The organism is Enterobacter cloacae complex sp. ECL352, assembly GCF_020149545.1.
Classification (GTDB): Bacteria; Pseudomonadota; Gammaproteobacteria; order Enterobacterales; family Enterobacteriaceae; genus Enterobacter; species Enterobacter asburiae_B.
In genome coordinates this window covers 1,415,493-1,434,005 of sequence record NZ_CP083709.1, presented here as the reverse complement: position 1 = coordinate 1,434,005, position 18,513 = coordinate 1,415,493, and the positions used below count along the sequence as shown (strand labels likewise).

The following is an 18,513-nucleotide window of genomic DNA, read 5'->3' as shown; positions in this document are numbered from 1 at the left end:
AACTATATCCACAGAAAAGGTGAATAAAATTCCCTTCACCACCTCTCATCTGTTTATAACTCAGCACTTATTTGTGAGTTATTCAAATGTTATTAGGTTGCAGCCCTGTAAGAGAGTGGTTTACCGCCTCCCTGTAGTGTGAAACAATCATTCATATATAAGGTTTAGTTTGGGGTAGTCCGGTGATTGATGACGATGGCTACCGCCCGAACGTAGGAATAGTAATTTGTAATCGTCAGGGCCAGGTAATGTGGGCCCGGCGATATGGTCAGCACTCCTGGCAGTTCCCGCAAGGCGGGATCAATCCGGGAGAGTCCCCAGAACAAGCGATGTACCGGGAGCTTTTTGAAGAGGTCGGTTTAAGCCGAAAAGATGTTCGCATCCTGGCTTCGACCCGCAACTGGTTGCGTTACAAGTTACCGAAACGTTTGGTGCGTTGGGACACAAAGCCGGTTTGTATCGGCCAGAAACAGAAGTGGTTTCTGTTGCAGTTGGTGGGCAACGATTCAGACATCAATATGCAAACCAGCAGTACGCCGGAGTTCGATGGCTGGCGCTGGGTGAGCTATTGGTATCCTGTTCGTCAGGTCGTGTCATTTAAACGCGATGTTTACCGTAGGGTGATGAAAGAGTTTGCAAGTGTGGTAATGCAGCTTCAGGAGATCCCGCCTAAGCCGCAGAGCGCACCTGCCTGGCGACGTAAAAGAGGTTAAGCTACGCAAATCATGCTCACCCGCTTGCGAGAAATAGTCGAGAAGGTGGCCAGTGCTCCGCGTCTGAACGAGGCGCTGAATATTCTGGTCACTGACATCTGTCTTGCGATGGAGACCGAGGTCTGTTCGGTGTATCTGGCCGACCACGATCGGCGCTGCTATTACCTGATGGCGACCCGTGGTTTGAAAAAACCACGTGGACGCACCGTCACGCTCGCATTTGATGAAGGTATCGTGGGCCTGGTTGGGCGGCTGGCTGAACCCATCAACCTTGCTGACGCGCAAAAACACCCCAGCTTTAAATACATCCCTTCCGTAAAAGAAGAGCGCTTCCGCGCTTTTCTTGGCGTGCCGATTATCCAGCGTCGCCAGCTGCTCGGCGTGCTGGTTGTCCAGCAGCGCGAGCTACGTCAGTACGATGAAAGCGAAGAGTCTTTCCTCGTCACTCTGGCCACTCAGATGGCGGCGATCCTCTCCCAGTCCCAGCTTGCCGCGCTCTTTGGTCAATATCGCCATACGCGCATTCGTGCCCTTCCGGCATCGCCAGGCGTAGCGATTGCGGAAGGCTGGATGGACGCCACGCTGCCGCTGATGGAGCAGGTTTACGAAGCCTCAACGCTAGATGAAGCGCTTGAGCGCGAGCGTCTTACCGCCGCGCTGGAAGAGGCGGCGAATGAATTTCGTCGTTACAGCAAGCGCTTTGCCGCAGGTGCACAAAAAGAGACGGCGGCCATCTTCGACCTCTATTCGCACCTGCTCTCCGACGCGCGTCTGCGTCGTGAGCTGTTTGCGGAAGTGGATAAAGGCTCGGTCGCAGAGTGGGCGGTTAAGAAGGTCATCGAAAAATTTGCCGACCAATTTGCGGCATTGACCGACGGTTACCTGAAAGAACGGGCTGGCGATCTCCGCGCCCTGGGACAGCGTCTGCTGTTCCATCTTGATGACACCATTCAGGGGCCGAATGCCTGGCCAAAACGGTTTGTTCTGGTCGCCGATGAGCTCTCGGCAACGACGCTGGCTGAACTGCCTCAGGACAGGCTGGCCGGTGTGGTGGTGCGCGATGGCGCCGCCAACTCGCATGCCGCCATTATGGTGCGCGCGCTGGGTATTCCAACCGTTATGGGCGCGGATATCCAGCCGTCGGTACTGCACCGCCGTACGCTGGTAGTGGACGGCTATCGCGGTGAGCTGCTGGTCGATCCTGAGCCGGTTCTGCTCCAGGAATACCAGCGTCTTGTCAGCGAAGAGAATGAATTAAGCAAGCTGGCGGAAGATGACGTTAACCTGCCCGCACAGCTTAAGAGCGGTGAGCGGATCAAAGTCATGCTCAACGCCGGTTTAAGCCCTGAGCATGAAGAAAAGCTTGGCAGCCGCATCGACGGTATTGGCCTGTACCGTACTGAAATCCCGTTCATGCTGCAGAGCGGTTTCCCCTCCGAAGAGGAGCAGGTGGCGCAGTATCAGGGGATGCTGCAGATGTTTAACGACAAACCTGTCACCCTGCGAACCCTGGATGTCGGCGCGGATAAACAGCTGCCCTATATGCCGATCAGCGAAGAAAACCCGTGCCTGGGCTGGCGTGGGATCCGCATTACGCTCGATCAGCCGGAGATCTTCCTGATCCAGGTGCGTGCGATGCTGCGCGCCAACGCGGCGACGGGCAATCTCAGCATCTTACTCCCGATGGTCACCAGCATTGATGAGATCGACGAGTCCAGGCGACTGATCGAGCGTGCAGGCCGTGAAGTGGAAGAGATGATCGGCTATGCGATCCCGAAACCGCGGATCGGGGTGATGCTTGAAGTGCCGTCTATGGTCTTTATGCTGCCGCAGCTGGCAAACCGTGTTGATTTTATCTCTGTCGGCACGAACGACCTGACGCAATATATTCTGGCCGTCGATCGTAACAATACCCGCGTCGCCAGTATCTACGACAGCCTGCATCCGGCGATCATTCGCGCGTTAGCGATGATTGCCCGTGAAGCGGAACAGTACGGCATTGATTTACGCCTGTGCGGTGAAATGGCCGGGGATTCAATGTGCGTTGCGATCCTGATTGGTCTGGGATACCGCCATCTGTCGATGAACGGTCGCGCTGTTGCTCGCGTGAAGTACCTGCTGCGACATATCGACATCAATGATGCCCGCGAGCTGGCTGAACGCAGCCTTGACGCGCAGCTGGCCGCTGAGGTTCGTCATCAGGTCGCGGCGTTTATGGAACGACGCGGTATGGGCGGCCTGATCCGCGGCGGCCGCTAATCATCTTTCGCCCTCTCCCTGTGGGGGAGGGCTCCAGCGCGCATAAAACCCTATACACATCTTTTACATCTCTGGCGCATCCTCCACGCCCGCCTTGTGCTATGATTCGCAACTTTGGAGCCTCTGCTTACGGCAGAATCGCATTTCTACCGCTGTCCACTTTCAGCGGAATAACAACATCTTGTGGTGACAGATGAACAGTGGTTATCTGCATTTTCCGGAATTTGATCCGGTCATTTTCTCAGTAGGACCTGTTTCGCTTCACTGGTACGGTCTGATGTACCTGGTGGGCTTCATTTTTGCCATGTGGCTCGCTGGCCGTCGCGCCAGTCGTCCGGGCAGCGGCTGGACGAAAAACGAAGTTGAAAACCTGCTCTATGCGGGCTTCCTCGGCGTGTTCCTCGGTGGCCGTATTGGGTATGTGCTGTTCTATAACTTCCCGGTATTCCTGAACGATCCGCTCTATCTGTTCCGCGTGTGGGACGGCGGCATGTCCTTCCACGGCGGCCTGATTGGGGTGATCCTGGTGATGGTGATTTTTGCCAAACGCACCAAACGCAACTTCTTCCAGGTTTCAGATTTTATCGCACCGCTGATCCCGTTTGGGCTGGGCGCTGGCCGTCTGGGTAACTTTATCAACGGTGAGCTGTGGGGCCGCGTCGACCCGAGCGTGCCGTACACGATGCTCTTCCCGGGCTCTCGCGCAGAAGATATCGCGTTGCTGCCATCACACCCGGAGTGGCAGTCCATTTTCGATACCTACGGCGTTCTGCCGCGCCATATGTCTCAGCTTTATGAGCTGGCGCTGGAAGGCGTGGTGCTGTTTATCATCCTCAACCTGTTTATCCGCAAACCGCGCCCGATGGGTGCTGTCTCCGGCCTGTTCCTGATTGGCTACGGCGCATTCCGTATTATCGTCGAGTTCTTCCGTCAGCCAGACGCACAGTTTACCGGCGAATGGGTACAGTACATCAGCATGGGGCAGATCCTCTCCATTCCGATGATTGTCGCGGGTGCCATTATGATGATTTGGGCGTATCGTCGTCGTCCACAGCAACAAATTTCCTGAGGAACCATGAAACAGTATCTTGAATTGATGAAAAAAGTGCTCGACGAGGGCACGCCGAAAAACGACCGCACCGGCACCGGTACGCTCTCCATTTTTGGCCACCAGATGCGCTTCAACCTGCAAGAAGGCTTCCCACTGGTGACGACAAAGCGCTGCCATCTGCGCTCGATCATTCATGAACTGCTCTGGTTCCTGCAAGGCGATACCAACGTTGCGTATCTGCACGAAAATAACGTCTCAATCTGGGACGAGTGGGCAGACGAAAACGGCAACCTGGGCCCGGTTTACGGCAAGCAGTGGCGCGCCTGGCCAACGCCTGATGGCCGCCATATTGACCAGATCACCACCGTGATGAACCAGCTGAAAAACGATCCGGACTCGCGCCGAATCATCGTTTCCGCCTGGAACGTCGGCGAGCTGGATAAAATGGCGCTGGCACCTTGCCACGCGTTCTTCCAGTTCTATGTCGCTGACGGCAAGCTCTCCTGCCAGCTCTACCAGCGCTCCTGTGACGTGTTCCTCGGCCTGCCGTTTAACATTGCCAGCTATGCGCTGTTGGTCCACATGATGGCGCAGCAGTGCGACCTGGAAGTGGGTGATTTTGTCTGGACCGGTGGGGACACCCATCTTTACAGCAACCATATGGAACAGACGCATCTCCAGCTGACCCGCGAACCGCGTGCGCTGCCGAAGCTGATTATCAAACGCAAACCGGCATCAATCTTCGACTATCGCTTTGATGATTTCGAGATTGAGGGCTATGACCCGCATCCGGGCATCAAAGCGCCTGTCGCTATCTGATGCGATAAAGCGTGACACAACCGGTGCTCTTTAGCGCCGGTTTTTTTTTCGCCTTTATCCCGTTTCCCGAAGCGCTATCCAGAAAGCGTGCAACGCGCTGCAACACTCCTGATTCTCCGGATAACGCCTCGTAAAACTAGGATCCGTCGCTCGTCATGTTCACCGCGCTTCGCCACACTCCCGATATGAAAAAAGAGAACGGTTTTACGCTTATCGAAACGCTGGTCGCGATTTCGCTTGTCGTTATCCTCAGCGCCTCAGGTCTTTACCGCTGGGACAGCTGGCAGCGGCAGCAGCGGCTGTGGCAAACCGCCAGTCAGGTACGAGATTACCTGCTGTTTCTGCGCAATCATGCCAACCGCTACAACCGCGACCATCAAATTATCCATCAGCGGGTGGGAGGCATGGATTGTCTGCTGAGCTCTGCCGCGCAAGGCTGTGAGAAGGGCAATCCCTTTGTGCTGATACCACTCTGGCCTGAGGTCGCGATCGGCGAGGTAACGCCGTCGCTCGCGTTCTATGGATTAAAGGATACGGCATGGGCAGGGCGGATACGCGTTCAAAGTCGTGCAGGAGAATGGCTGATTATTGTCTCAAATGGAGGACGCATCAGGATGTGTAAGGTCTCTGCGGGAGGTTCATGTCGATGAAGCAGCGAGGTTTCTCACTGACTGAAGTTCTGATTGCAACGGCGATTAGCAGCCTCCTGCTGATAAGCGCATCGCGTTTTTTACCCAGCTTGCAGCGGGCGGTCTTAGCGCAATCTGGCCAGAGACAACTGGAGGAAGAGGTCTGGCACCACCTGTTCGCCCTGGGCAAACAGCTCCAGCGTGCGGGGTACTGCGCGGGAAACTGTCAGGGACAGGCGCTGGTGACAGCCAGGCAAGGAAGTTGCGTCATTGTGCGGTGGGATGCCAACAGTAACGGCATCTGGGATAACAGCGCATCAGAAAATGACAGCACCGGTTTTCGTCTGGAGTCTGGCGCTCTTGAAACCCAGCGTGGAGCGACCTCATGTGAAGGAAAAGGATGGGAAAAGCTCACGGACCCGGACAGGCTTACTATCGCGCATTTTGTGGTGAGGACAGTGGAACATGCCGGTTTTGCGCCAGAGGTGAATATCGAACTGGCGGCGATTCGTAAAGGCGAGCAGGGGGAACCCTGGCAGGCGTTGTATACGGTCACGGGGTACAACCTGTGAATCGTCAACGCGGCATGTCTTCGCTGGCGATGGTTCTGCTTTTACTGGTGCTCGGTACCCTGATCCTCACCGGTCTCAATCAGCAGCTCACAACCTTTAGCGCGCTCGTCGGCGGGGAGAAGCGTTCGCTTCAGCAGCAGGCGGCGGTGCAGTCCGCGCTTGAATGGGGACGGGTTCAGAGCTGGTCGTCAGAGCCACAGGTTCAGTGCAAGAAGACTCCTGCGTGGCGAGCGTGTTTGCGCCAGCTGAGTGGGGCGCGTGTGCTGCTGATTGCCGGAGACAGCGACCTGCTGCTCTGGCGCTCAGGAGAGATTGTCGACGGGAACGTTCGCTTTTCGCCTCACGGCTGGAGTGATTTTTGTCCCCTTAAGGAGAGCGCGTTATGCCAGCTGCCGTGAACAGAGAAAAAGGGTTTAGCATGGTTGAGGTACTGCTGGCGATGATGCTGCTGGTGATCGTCGTGACGGCTTTGTCCGGTTATCATCGGGCGCTGGCGGCTCGGTTTACCCTGTTTAACCAGTATCGACAGCTCTGGCATCATGCCTGGAATCAGTCTCAGCTCTCAACAAATGTTCTCCCGGCTGGCTGGCTGGCCAGTCGGGGGCAGACAACGCACGCAGGATGTGTCAGCATCACGGTCACACTTATTTCTCCTCTGGGGCGGCGCGGTGAGATAACGCGCCTGCATTGCCCGGTTAGCCAGTAGTCGGGAGCGTCTATGTTAAGGGTCTACCACTCAAATCGTCTGGATGTGCTGGAAGCGCTGATGGAATTTATCGTTGAGCGCGAGCGGCTTGACGATCCTTTTGAGCCTGAAATGGTGCTGGTGCAGAGCACCGGTATGGCACAGTGGCTGCAAATGTCGCTTTCCCGTAAATTTGGCATAGCCGCAAATATTGATTTCCCGCTGCCCGCGAGCTTTATCTGGGAGATGTTTGTGCGCGTGTTGCCGGACATTCCGGAGCAGAGCGCCTTCAACAAGCAAGGCATGAGCTGGAAGCTCATGGCGCTGCTGCCGGAAATGCTGCAGCACGATGAATTCGCCATGCTGCGCCACTACCTCAATGATGATACCGATAAGCGCAAGCTGTTCCAGCTGGCGTCGCGCACCGCCGATCTCTACGACCAATACCTTGTTTACCGTTCTGACTGGTTAATTCGTTGGGAAGCGGGCGAGTTGGTTGAAGGGCTACCGGAGGCGCAAATATGGCAGGCACCGCTGTGGAAAGCGCTGGTAGAGCATACGGAGAAACTTGGGCAGCCTAAGTGGCACCGTGCCAACCTGTACGATCGGTTTATCTCCATACTCGATAATGCGTCGGAGCGCCCGGCCCGACTGCCGTCACGCGTTTTTATCTGCGGGATATCCGCATTACCGCCTGTTTATCTGAAGGCGTTGAACGCGCTGGGTAAACATATTGATATTCATATTTTGTTCACCAACCCTTGCCGACAGTATTGGGGGGATATCCTCGACGAACGTTGGCTTGCGCGGCTGGTGACTCGCCAACGAAAGCGCCTTTTTGAAGAACGTTCCGTCCCGCTGTTTAAAGACGGCTCGACTGCCGGGCAGCTTTTTGATGAAGACGGTATCCAGAACCTGCCCAATCCACTGCTTGCCTCGTGGGGGAAGCTGGGGCGTGACTATATTCACATGCTTTCAGACATCACCTCATCAGGCGAAGGCGATGTGGATGCCTTTGTCGATATTACCCCGGATAGCCTGCTGCATCATATTCAGCTGGATATCCTCGATCTGGAAAACCGTGCCGTGATGGGCGTGACGGCGAAAGAATTCGAACGCAGCGAGAGCAAGCGTAAGCTGGATGCTGACGATCGCAGCGTCACGATCCATGTTTGCCATAGCCCTCAGCGTGAGGTCGAAGTGCTTCACGACCAGTTGCTGGCGATGCTGCAGGACGATCCCGAACTCACCCCGCGCGATATCGTGGTGATGGTGGCGGATATCGACAGCTACAGTCCCTTCATTCAGGCCGTTTTTGGCAGTGCGACGGGCGAGCGATATCTGCCTTACGCTATCTCTGACCGTCGTGCCCGTCAGTCGCATCCGGCACTGCAGGCCTTTATCACTCTGCTTTCACTGCCGGATAGCCGCTTTATCTCCGAAGATGTCCTGGCGTTACTGGATGTTCCCGTGCTGGCTGCACGCTTCAACATCAATGAAGAGGGGCTGCGCTACCTTCGCCAGTGGGTGAATGAATCTGGCGTACGCTGGGGGATCGATGACGATAACGTTCAGGAGTTCGAACTTCCTCCAACCGGGCAGCACACGTGGCGTTTTGGCCTGACGCGTATGCTGCTGGGCTACGCCATGGAGAGCAGCCAGGGCGAGTGGAATGAGGTGCTGCCTTACGATGAGTCCAGCGGGTTAATTGCTGAACTGGTGGGGCATTTAGCATCACTCCTGATGCAGCTTAACCGCTGGCGACACGAGCTGATGCAGCCGCGTCCGCTTGAAGCGTGGCTCCCGGTTTGCAGGGCATTGCTTAATGATTTCTTCCTGCCAGACAGTGACACCGAAGCGGCAATGGCACTGATTGAAACGCAGTGGCAGGCGATCGTCGATGAAGGCGTGAATTCCCATTATCAGGAGGCAATCCCACTGTCGCTGTTGAGGGATGAGCTAACGCAGCGGCTTGACCAGGAGCGAATCAGCCAGCGTTTCCTGGCAGGCCCCATCAATATCTGCACCCTGATGCCAATGCGTTCTATCCCGTTTAAAGTGGTCTGTCTGCTTGGCATGAACGACGGCGTTTATCCGCGCGCGCTGGCGCCGCTGGGGTTCGATTTGATGAGTGCAGATCCAAAGCGGGGCGACCGTAGCCGCCGCGATGATGACCGCTACCTCTTCCTTGAGGCGCTCATTTCCGCCCAGAGTAAGCTCTATATCAGCTATATCGGCCGTTCCATTCAGGACAACAGCGAGCGTTTTCCCTCCGTTCTGGTGCAGGAGCTGGTGGACTATATAGGCCAGAGTCACTATCTGCCGGGGGATGAAGATCGCAACTGCGATGAAAGCGAGAAGAGGGTGCAAGCCCATATCACCTGTTTCCACAGCCGCATGCCGTTTGACCCGGTGAACTACACGCCCAGCGAGCGCCAGAGCTATGCCCAGGAGTGGCTACCGGCGGCGAAAAAGGAGGGGAGTGCACATACCGATTTCATTCAGGAGCTTGACCCGCGCCCTGTCGATACCCTGACCTTCGAACAGCTTCAGCGGTTTTGGGCACATCCGGTGCGCGCCTTCTTCCAGCAGCGATTGCAGGTCAACTTCCGTTCTGAAGAGAGTGAAATTCCTGATGCAGAGCCTTTTACGCTGGAAGGGCTGGAGCGCTACCAGTTAAACCTGCAGCTGTTGAATGCGCTGGTTGAAGAGGAAGATGCGGACAAACTTTACCGCCGCTACCGTGCTGCAGGACAGCTGCCCTATGGGGCGTTCGGAGAAATTGTGTGGGAGGCGCAGTGTCAGGAGATGACCGCCCTGGCAGAGCGCGTAAGAGCGTGCCGACAGCCAAGGAAAAGTATTGAAATCGATCTCAACTGCAATGGTGTACAGCTCACGGGCTGGTTAACCCAGGTTCAGCCGGACGGGCTGCTGCGCTGGCGGCCTTCTATGCTGAGCGTTTCACAGGGTTTGCAACTCTGGCTGGAACATCTTGTCTACAGTGCGGATGGTCATAAAGGTGAAAGTCGGATTTTCGTGCGCAAAGAGGGCGAATGGCGCTTCCCGCCGATGGAGTCTGAGCAGGCGTTACGGTATCTGTCTTTGTACATTGAGGGCTACCGTCAGGGAATGAACAAACCGCTCTTGGTACTGCCGGAAAGTGGCGGGGCCTGGATAAAAGCCTGTTATGACGCACAGAATGATGCGATGTTAACGGATGAGGCGTCACTGCAGAAAGCGCGCAGTAAATTTATGCAGGCCTACGAAGGTAACATGATGGTACGGGGCGAAGGTGAAGATGTCTGGTATCAGCGCTTATGGCGAACGCTTGAGCCAGAGTACTTTGAGGCCATCACGGAAGAGGCGCAGCGCTACCTGCTGCCGTTGTTTAAATTTAACCAGTCCTGAGCGCTGTATAAAAATTGCGCAGTGTGGGGTGTTCAATTATGATGCACTTCTTATCACGGACTGATGTACCCAATAAAGAGATGTTGGCGTGTCCAGCACGCAATGTATTAATGATGTAGCCGTGATAAAGAGGTAGCACCTTGTTTAAAGCGTTTGTTTTGTTTTTCGCCCTCTGGGTACCTGTCACTCAGGCAGACTCCGGTTGGCAACCCGTTCAGGAAACTATTCGTAAAAGCGAAAAAGATACCCGTCAATATCAGGCTATTCGTCTTGATAACGGCATGACCGTGCTGCTGGTTTCCGATCCGCAGGCGGTGAAGTCCCTCTCGGCATTAGTGGTGCCGGTTGGATCGCTGGAAGATCCTGACGCGCATCCTGGGCTTGCACACTATCTGGAACATATGACGCTGATGGGGTCAAAAAAATACCCGCAGCCAGATAGCCTGTCCGAATTTTTGAAAATGCATGGCGGCAGCCACAATGCCAGTACGGCACCGTACCGCACGGCCTTTTATCTTGAAGTCGAAAATGATGCGCTGGAAGGCGCGGTCGATCGCCTTGCTGATTCCATCGCCGCCCCCCTGCTGGATAAAAAATATGCCGACCGTGAACGCAATGCCGTCAATGCTGAGTTGACCCTTGCCCGCACGCGAGACGGTATGCGCATGGCCCAGGTCAGCGCCGAAACCATCAACCCTGCGCACCCGGGTTCGCGCTTCTCCGGCGGTAACCTTGAGACGTTAAGCGACAAACCGAACAGCCTGGTGCTTGATGCCCTGCACGCGTTTCGCGATAAATACTACTCCGCCAACCTGATGAAAGCGGTCATCTACAGCAATAAACCGTTGCCAGAACTGGCAGGCATGGCGGCTAAAACGTTTGGCCGGGTGCCGAATAAAAATATCGACCTGCCGCAGATAGACGTACCGGTGGTCACGGATGCGCAAAAGGGCATCGTGATCCACTACGTGCCTGCGCTGCCGCGCAAAGTGCTGCGCGTGGAATTCCGCATCGATAACAACACCGCACAGTTTCGCAGTAAAACCGATGAGCTGGTGACCTATCTGATAGGTAACCGTAGCCCGGGTACGCTTTCTGACTGGCTGCAAAAACAGGGGCTGGTGGAAGGTATTCGCGCCGACTCCGATCCGGTTGTGAACGGCAATAGCGGCGTGCTGGCGATCTCCGCCACCCTGACCGACAAAGGGCTGGCAAACCGTGACGAAGTGGTGGCGGCGATCTTCAGCTACCTCTCTTTACTGCGTGAGAAAGGCGTCGATAAGCGCTACTTTGATGAGCTCGCGCACGTGCTGGATCTCGATTTCCGTTACCCGTCCATTACCCGCGATATGGATTACGTTGAGTGGCTGGCGGATACCATGATCCGCGTGCCGGTGGAACACACCCTCGATGCGGTCAATATTGCCGACCGCTATGATGCCGATGCGGTAAAAGCCCGCCTGGCGATGATGACGCCGGAGAATGCCCGCATCTGGTACATCAGCCCGAACGAACCGCATAACAAGACGGCGTATTTTGTCGATGCTCCTTACCAGGTGGACAAAATCAGCGCGCAGACCTTCGCCGACTGGCAGAAGAAGGCCGGGGAGATTGCGTTAAAGCTGCCGGAGCTGAACCCCTATATTCCGGATGACTTCTCGCTGACCAAAACGACTAAAGATTACCCGCACCCGGCGCTCATCGTTGATGAACCGACGCTGCGCGTGGTGTACACCCCCAGCCGCTACTTCGCAAGCGAGCCAAAGGCCGATGTCAGCGTGGTGCTGCGTAACCCGAAAGCGATGAACAGCGCCAAAAATCAGGTGATGTTCGCGCTCAATGACTATCTCGCCGGGATTGCGCTCGATCAGCTCAGCAACCAGGCGGCCGTGGGCGGGATCAGCTTCTCCACCAACGCCAACAACGGTTTGATGCTCAATGCAAACGGCTATACCCAGCGTTTGCCTCAGCTGTTCCAGGCACTGCTGGAGGGCTATTTCAGCTATACGCCGACGGAAGAGCAGCTTGAACAGGCTAAATCGTGGTATGCGCAGATGATGGATTCTGCGGAGAAGGGCAAAGCTTACGATATGGCGCTTATGCCGGCGCAAATGCTGTCGCAAGTTCCTTATTTCCAGCGAGAGGATCGCCGCGCGCTGTTGCCTTCGATCACCTTAAAAGACGTGCTGGCTTACCGTGACGCGCTGAAAACCAACACGCGTCCGGAGTTCCTGATCGTCGGCAACATGAGTGAGGATCAGGCCAAAACCCTGGCAGAGAATGTACGCACTCAGCTCGGTTCGAAAGGCGACGAGTGGTGCCGCAACCAGGACGTGCTGGTTGAGAAAAAACAGAATGTGATTTTTGAAAAGGCGGGTAACAGCACGGATTCCGCGCTGGCCGCGGTATTTGTGCCAACGGGCTACGATGAATTCGCCAGCTCAGCGCAGAGTGCCGTTCTGGGGCAAATTATTCAGCCGTGGTTCTACAACCAGTTACGCACAGAGGAGCAGCTTGGCTACGCGGTGTTTGCCTTCTCCATGAACGTAGGCCGACAGTGGGGGCTGGGTTTCCTGCTGCAAAGCAGCGATAAACAGCCGGCGTATCTCTGGCAGCGTTACAAGGCCTTCTTCCCGCAGGTGGAAGCAAAACTGCGCGCCATGAAGCCGGAAGAGTTTGCGCAAATCCAGCAGGCCGTCATCGCACAGGTGATGCAGCCGCCGCAGACGCTGGGTGAAGAAGCCTCGCAGCTGAGCAAAGATTTCGATCGCGGTAATCTGAAATTTGATTCGCGTGATAAAGTAGTGGCCGAGATAAAACAGCTGACGCCGCAGAAGGTTGCAGACTTCTTCCATCAGGCGGTCATTAAGCCGCAGGGAATCACCATCCTGTCTCAGGTTTCCGGTAGCCAGAACGGGAAAACGGAGTACGTGAACCCGAAAGGCTGGAAAGTCTGGAAGAGCGTCAGCGCGCTGCAGCAATCTATGCCCTGGAGTAAGAAAGAATGACCGATACCGCTGAGTCCCTTGATCCCTTACGTTTACCTCTGCAGGGTGAACGATTGATTGAAGCCTCAGCGGGAACGGGAAAAACCTTCACCATTGCCGCGCTGTACCTGCGTCTGCTGCTGGGGCTTGGCGGCAACGCCGCTTTTCCACGTCCTTTGAGCGTGGAGGAACTGCTGGTGGTGACCTTCACCGAGGCTGCCACCGCTGAGCTGCGGGGCCGTATTCGCAGCAATATCCACGAGCTGCGCATCGCCTGTCTGCGTCAGAGCACGGATAACCCTCTCTACGCGAGCCTTCTGGAAGAAATTGCCGATAAGCAACAGGCAGCCCAGTGGCTATTGCTCGCTGAACGGCAGATGGATGAAGCGTCCGTCTTCACCATTCACGGTTTTTGCCAGCGTATGCTGAGCCTGAATGCGTTTGAATCCGGGATGCTGTTTGAACAGCAGCTCATTGAAGATGAATCCGTGCTTCGCTATCAGGCCTGCGCGGATTTCTGGCGTCGCCACTGCTACCCGTTACAGCGCGATATCGCCGAAGCGGTACATGCGCTGTGGAAGGGCCCGGAGGCGCTGCTGCGCGCTATCGATCGTTATCTGCAGGGTGAAGCACCGGTCATCAAATCCCCGCCGCCTGCGGATGAAACCCTGGCCTCACGCCATGAAAAAATCATCGCGAGAATTACGGATATTAAGCAAAAATGGATTGAGTCCGTTGGCGAGATTGACGCAATCATCGAAAATTCCGGGATTGACCGACGCAAGTTTAACCGTGGCAATCAGGGGAAATGGATCGACAAGATCAGCGCCTGGGCGCAGGAGGAGACGCGAGGCTACCAGCTCCCGGATGCGCTGGAGAAATTCTCCCAACGTTTCCTGGCTGAGCGGACCAAAGCCGACGGCATTGTGCCTGAGCATCCTCTGTTTGTGGCGATTGAAACCCTGCTGGCTGAGCCCTTAACGCTCAACGATCTGATGATTACCCGCGCCATGACGGAAATTCGCGACGCCGTCGCGCGTGAGAAACGCCGCCGGGGTGAGCTGGGGTTTGACGATATGCTGAGCCGACTCGATGGGGCGCTGTGCAGTGAAAATGGCGAAGCGCTTGCCGCCGCGATCCGCACCCGCTTCCCGGTGGCGATGATTGACGAATTTCAGGATACCGACCCTCAACAATACCGCATTTTCCGCCGTATCTGGCGCCAGCAGCCCGGCACCGCGCTGTTGTTAATCGGCGATCCGAAACAGGCCATTTATGCCTTCCGCGGTGCGGATATTTTCACCTACATGAAAGCCCGTAGCGAAGTTGACGCACACTACACTCTTGATACTAACTGGCGCTCCTCTCCCGGCATGGTGGAAAGCGTCAACGCGCTCTTCAGCCGCATGGATACGGCGTTTATGTTCCGTGAGATCCCGTTTCAGCCGGTAAAATTTGCCGAGAAAAATGCCTCGTTGCGCTTCGAGTTCAACGGCGAGACGCAGCCTGCCATGAACTTCTGGCTGCTGGACGGGGAAGGCTGCGGCGTTGCCGACTATCAAAATGCGATGGCCCAGCACTGTGCCGCGCAAATCCGCGACTGGCTCAGTGCGGGCGCGCACGGTAAAGCGCTGCTGTGGAAGGGGGATAAACCAACCCCGGTAAAGGCATCCGATATCACGGTGCTGGTGCGCAGCCGTCAGGAGGCCGCGCTCATCCGCGACGCTCTGACGTTACTGAATATTCCCTCCGTCTATCTCTCGAACCGCGATAGCGTCTTTGAAACGCTGGAAGCGCAGGAGATGCTATGGCTGCTGCAGGCCGTGCTGGCCCCGGAGCGGGAAAGCACGCTGCGTAGCGCATTAGCGAGCGCGATGCTCGGGCTGAACGCGCGGGATATTGATGCGCTGAACAATGACGAAGCCGCGTGGGATGCCGTGGTAGAAGAGTTTGTTCGCTACCGCGAAAAATGGCAGAAGCGTGGAGTCATGGCGATGGTGCGCGAGCTCATGGCGCAGCGCCACATTGCGGAGAATATGCTGGCGACAGCAGGCGGCGAGCGCCGTTTGACCGATATTTTACATATCAGCGAACTGCTGCAGGAAGCCGGTACGCAGCTGGAGAGCGAACACGCCCTGGTACGCTGGCTGGCGCAGCAGATTGCCGATCCGAACAGTAATTCGTCCAGCCAGCAGATGCGCCTTGAGAGTGATAAACATCTGGTGCAGATCGTCACCATTCACAAGTCGAAAGGCCTGGAATATCCGCTGGTCTGGCTGCCGTTTATCGCCAATTATCGCGTGCAGGATCAGGCCTTTTACCACGATCGCGAGTCTTTTGAGGCGGTGCTCGATCTCAGCAACGCGGAGTCCAGCGTTGAGCTGGCCGAAGCCGAGCGTCTGGCGGAAGACCTGCGCCTGCTTTACGTGGCGCTGACCCGTTCGGTCTGGCACTGCAGCCTGGGCGTTGCGCCGCTGTTCCGTCGCCGTGGCGAAAAGAGCGGGGAGAGTGATTTTCATCTGAGCGCGCTGGGGCGGCTTATTCAGCACGGCGAACCCAAAGATGCGGTGGGCCTGCGCCAGTGCATCGAATCGCTTTGCACGGAGCATGTTGCCCTGCATATTCCGTCGCAGCCCGACAACAGCCGCTGGCAGATGCCGGAGCTGGGTGAGTCAGAGCTCCATGCCCGCCAGGTTGTGCGTACCATTGCCGACGACTGGCGCGTCACCAGCTACTCCGGTTTGCAGCAGCACGGGCAGAGTATTGCGCAGGATCTGATGCCAAAACTGGACGTGGATGCAGCAGGAGCCGGTAGCGTACCCGCTGAGCCGGTTCTCACGCCGCACCAGTTCCCGCGCGGCGCCTCGCCGGGCACGTTTTTGCACAGCCTGTTTGAAGAGCTGGATTTTACCCAGCCGGTTTCCGAAGAATGGGTGCTGAAAATGTTACAGAGTGGCGGCTACGACGCGCAGTGGCAGCCGGTTCTCACCGACTGGATCCGCGCGGTACTGCACGCGCCGCTCACGACGCAGGGGATCTCGCTGAACCAGTTGACCGCCAAAGACAAGCAGGTGGAGATGGAGTTTTATCTCCCCATCGCCAGCCCGCTCAGGGCCGAGGCGCTTGATGCGCTGATCCGCGAGTACGATCCGTTATCCGCCGGGTGCCCGCCGCTGAACTTCCGCCAGGTGCAGGGGATGCTCAAAGGCTTTATCGACCTGGTTTTCCGCCACGAAGGGCGCTACTACCTGCTGGATTACAAATCGAACTGGCTGGGTGAAAGCAGCGAAGCCTACACCCAGGACGCGATGGCATCGGCAATGCAAATGCATCGCTACGATCTGCAGTATCAGCTTTACACCCTTGCGCTGCACCGTTACCTCCGCCATCGCATGGCCGATTACCGCTACGAAGATCATTTTGGCGGCGTCATTTACCTGTTCCTGCGCGGAGTGGATGGTAACGACCCGCGTTCCGGCGTCTTTAGTACGCGTCCGGCTGCGGAACTGATTGAAAAAATGGATAATCTGTTTGCTGCAAGCACGAAGGAGGTGGCATGACGATGCAGGCGCTACTGCTGGACGCGGTTGAACAACGGTTACTGCGTCACCTGGATGTGCAGTTCGCCATGATGGTGGCAGGCGAGGAGCCTGCCGTCATGCTGGCCGCGGCCATTCTGAGTAAAGACGCGGGGGAAGGGCACGTATGTCTGCCGCTGTCGCGTCTGGCGGTGGATGAGAAAATGCCTCCGGCTTTACAGGCGTGTTTCGCGCTGCTGGGGGACGCAGTGGACTGGCAGGAGATATTACTCGGCTCGCCTGCCGTGAGCGGAGCCGATACCGGGACGCCAATGATCCTTGTCGGCGAGCGTTTGTATCTTAACCGGCTGTGGCGTAACGAACTGACGGTAGCGCGCTTCTTCAGCGAGACCAACGCCCCGCTTCCCTGCGATGAAGCGCAGCTCCGGCAAACGCTGGATACGCTGTTTACCTCTGACGACGCGACAGACTGGCAAAAAGTGGCGGCAGCCGTGGCCTTAACGCGACGGATCTCGGTGATTTCTGGCGGCCCGGGCACCGGGAAAACGACCACTGTGGCAAAACTGCTTGCCGCGCTGATTCAGCTATCGGGTGAGAAAAAGTGCCGTATTCGCCTGGCGGCCCCCACCGGTAAAGCGGCGGCACGTCTCACGGAGTCGTTAGGCGGCGCGCTGCAAAAACTGCCGCTAACCGGGGAGCAGCTTGCGCTTTTCCCCAATGAAGCGAGCACGCTGCACCGTTTGCTTGGCGCACAGCCGGGTAGCCAGCGTCTGCGCTATCATGCCGGTAACCCACTGCACCTTGACGTGCTGGTCGTGGATGAAGCGTCGATGATTGACCTGACGATGATGTCGCGTTTGATCGATGCGCTACCGCCGCACGCGCGCGTCATTTTCCTCGGCGATCGCGATCAGCTTGCCTCCGTAGAGGCGGGAGCCGTATTGGGGGATATCTGCACCTATGCCAGCCTGGGATATACCGCGGAACGCGCGCAGGAGCTGGCCCGTCTCACCGGATGTTCGCTCACGTCTGAAAACCATTCGCTTGCAGGGGCGCTGCGCGACAGCCTGTGTCTGCTGCAAAAAAGCTACCGTTTCGGCAGCGACTCTGGCATCGGCCAGCTTGCGGCGGCGGTGAACCGGGGCGACCGGCGCACCACCACAGCGGTATTTGACGGTACCTTTACGGATATTGAGAAAAAATCGCTGCAAAGTGGGGAAGAGTATCAGGCGATGCTGGACGACGCCCTGCAGGGGTATCAGCACTTTCTGACGGGCGTACAACAGCAAAGTACGCCGGAGCAGGTCATTGCTGCGTTTGGCGAATACCAGCTGCTCTGTGCGCTGAGGGAAGGCCCCTTTGGCGTCCGGGGTTTGAACGACAGGCTGGAACAGCTGCTGGCGCAAAAACGCAAAATTAACCGTACCCAGCACTCGCGCTGGTATGAAGGGCGACCGGTGATGATCTCCCGCAACGACAGCGCGCTGGGATTGTTTAATGGGGATATCGGGATTGCGCTCGACTGCGGTCAGGGCCTGCGCGTCTGGTTCCAGATGCCGGACGGGAGCGTGAAGTCCTTCCAGCCCAGTCGTTTGCCCGAGCATGAAACCGCCTGGGCGATGACGGTGCATAAATCCCAGGGCTCCGAGTTTAACCATGCGGCGCTGATCCTGCCCACGCAGCTTTCACCCGTCGTTACCCGCGAGCTGATCTATACCGCCATTACGCGCGCGCGTCAGCGTCTGTCGCTGTATGCCGATGAACGGGTGCTGGTGCAGGCGATCGCCACCCGAACGGAACGCCGAAGCGGACTGGGCGCGATATTTGAGTCACTCTGAACAACGCCAGACA

At 56.8% G+C, this 18,513-nt stretch carries 12 protein-coding genes; all 12 read left to right on the top strand.

Annotation, left to right across the window (positions count from 1 at the left end):
- Positions 1-182 precede the first annotated feature (182 nt).
- The 12 genes from rppH to recD all read left to right on the top strand — a co-directional run bounded on the left by rppH (position 183) and on the right by recD (position 18,500).
- Complete coding sequence (gene rppH / locus LBF07_RS06980; RefSeq protein ID WP_013098553.1) at positions 183-713, top strand: RNA pyrophosphohydrolase; 531 nt, start codon at positions 183-185, stop codon at positions 711-713.
- Between the two features lie 12 nt (positions 714-725).
- Complete coding sequence (gene ptsP, locus LBF07_RS06975) at positions 726-2,972, top strand: phosphoenolpyruvate--protein phosphotransferase (protein WP_094934837.1); 2,247 nt, start codon at positions 726-728, stop codon at positions 2,970-2,972.
- A gap of 193 nt (positions 2,973-3,165) precedes the next feature.
- A complete protein-coding gene (gene lgt / locus LBF07_RS06970) occupies positions 3,166-4,041 on the top strand; it encodes a prolipoprotein diacylglyceryl transferase (protein WP_023309046.1) in 876 nt (291 codons plus the stop codon).
- Between the two features lie 6 nt (positions 4,042-4,047).
- On the top strand, positions 4,048-4,842 hold the full coding sequence (gene thyA / locus LBF07_RS06965; RefSeq protein WP_014885081.1) for a thymidylate synthase: 795 nt from the start codon (positions 4,048-4,050) through the stop codon (positions 4,840-4,842).
- 185 nt (positions 4,843-5,027) lie between these two features.
- Positions 5,028-5,492: a prepilin peptidase-dependent protein gene (locus LBF07_RS06960; RefSeq protein ID WP_094934849.1), complete on the top strand. Its 465-nt coding sequence runs from the start codon at positions 5,028-5,030 to the stop codon at positions 5,490-5,492.
- On the top strand, positions 5,483-6,043 hold the full coding sequence (locus LBF07_RS06955; RefSeq protein ID WP_094934836.1) for a prepilin peptidase-dependent protein: 561 nt from the start codon (positions 5,483-5,485) through the stop codon (positions 6,041-6,043). The genes LBF07_RS06960 and LBF07_RS06955 overlap by 10 nt, the downstream gene beginning before the upstream one ends.
- Positions 6,040-6,441 (top strand): DUF2509 family protein, encoded by a 402-nt coding sequence (locus LBF07_RS06950; protein WP_094934835.1) that lies wholly within the window; start codon positions 6,040-6,042, stop codon positions 6,439-6,441. Before LBF07_RS06955 ends, LBF07_RS06950 begins: the two co-directional genes overlap by 4 nt.
- Positions 6,426-6,749, top strand: coding sequence for a prepilin-type N-terminal cleavage/methylation domain-containing protein (locus tag LBF07_RS06945; RefSeq protein WP_094934834.1), 324 nt, complete (start codon positions 6,426-6,428; stop codon positions 6,747-6,749). The genes LBF07_RS06950 and LBF07_RS06945 overlap by 16 nt, the downstream gene beginning before the upstream one ends.
- A 12-nt stretch (positions 6,750-6,761) precedes the next feature.
- A complete protein-coding gene (gene recC / locus LBF07_RS06940; RefSeq protein WP_094934833.1) occupies positions 6,762-10,136 on the top strand; it encodes an exodeoxyribonuclease V subunit gamma in 3,375 nt (1,124 codons plus the stop codon).
- A gap of 140 nt (positions 10,137-10,276) precedes the next feature.
- Complete coding sequence (gene ptrA / locus LBF07_RS06935) at positions 10,277-13,144, top strand: pitrilysin (protein WP_094934832.1); 2,868 nt, start codon at positions 10,277-10,279, stop codon at positions 13,142-13,144.
- On the top strand, positions 13,141-16,683 hold the full coding sequence (gene recB, locus LBF07_RS06930; protein ID WP_094934831.1) for an exodeoxyribonuclease V subunit beta: 3,543 nt from the start codon (positions 13,141-13,143) through the stop codon (positions 16,681-16,683). The genes ptrA and recB overlap by 4 nt, the downstream gene beginning before the upstream one ends.
- Positions 16,680-18,500 (top strand): exodeoxyribonuclease V subunit alpha, encoded by a 1,821-nt coding sequence (gene recD, locus LBF07_RS06925; protein ID WP_094934830.1) that lies wholly within the window; start codon positions 16,680-16,682, stop codon positions 18,498-18,500. The genes recB and recD overlap by 4 nt, the downstream gene beginning before the upstream one ends.
- Positions 18,501-18,513 lie beyond the last annotated feature (13 nt).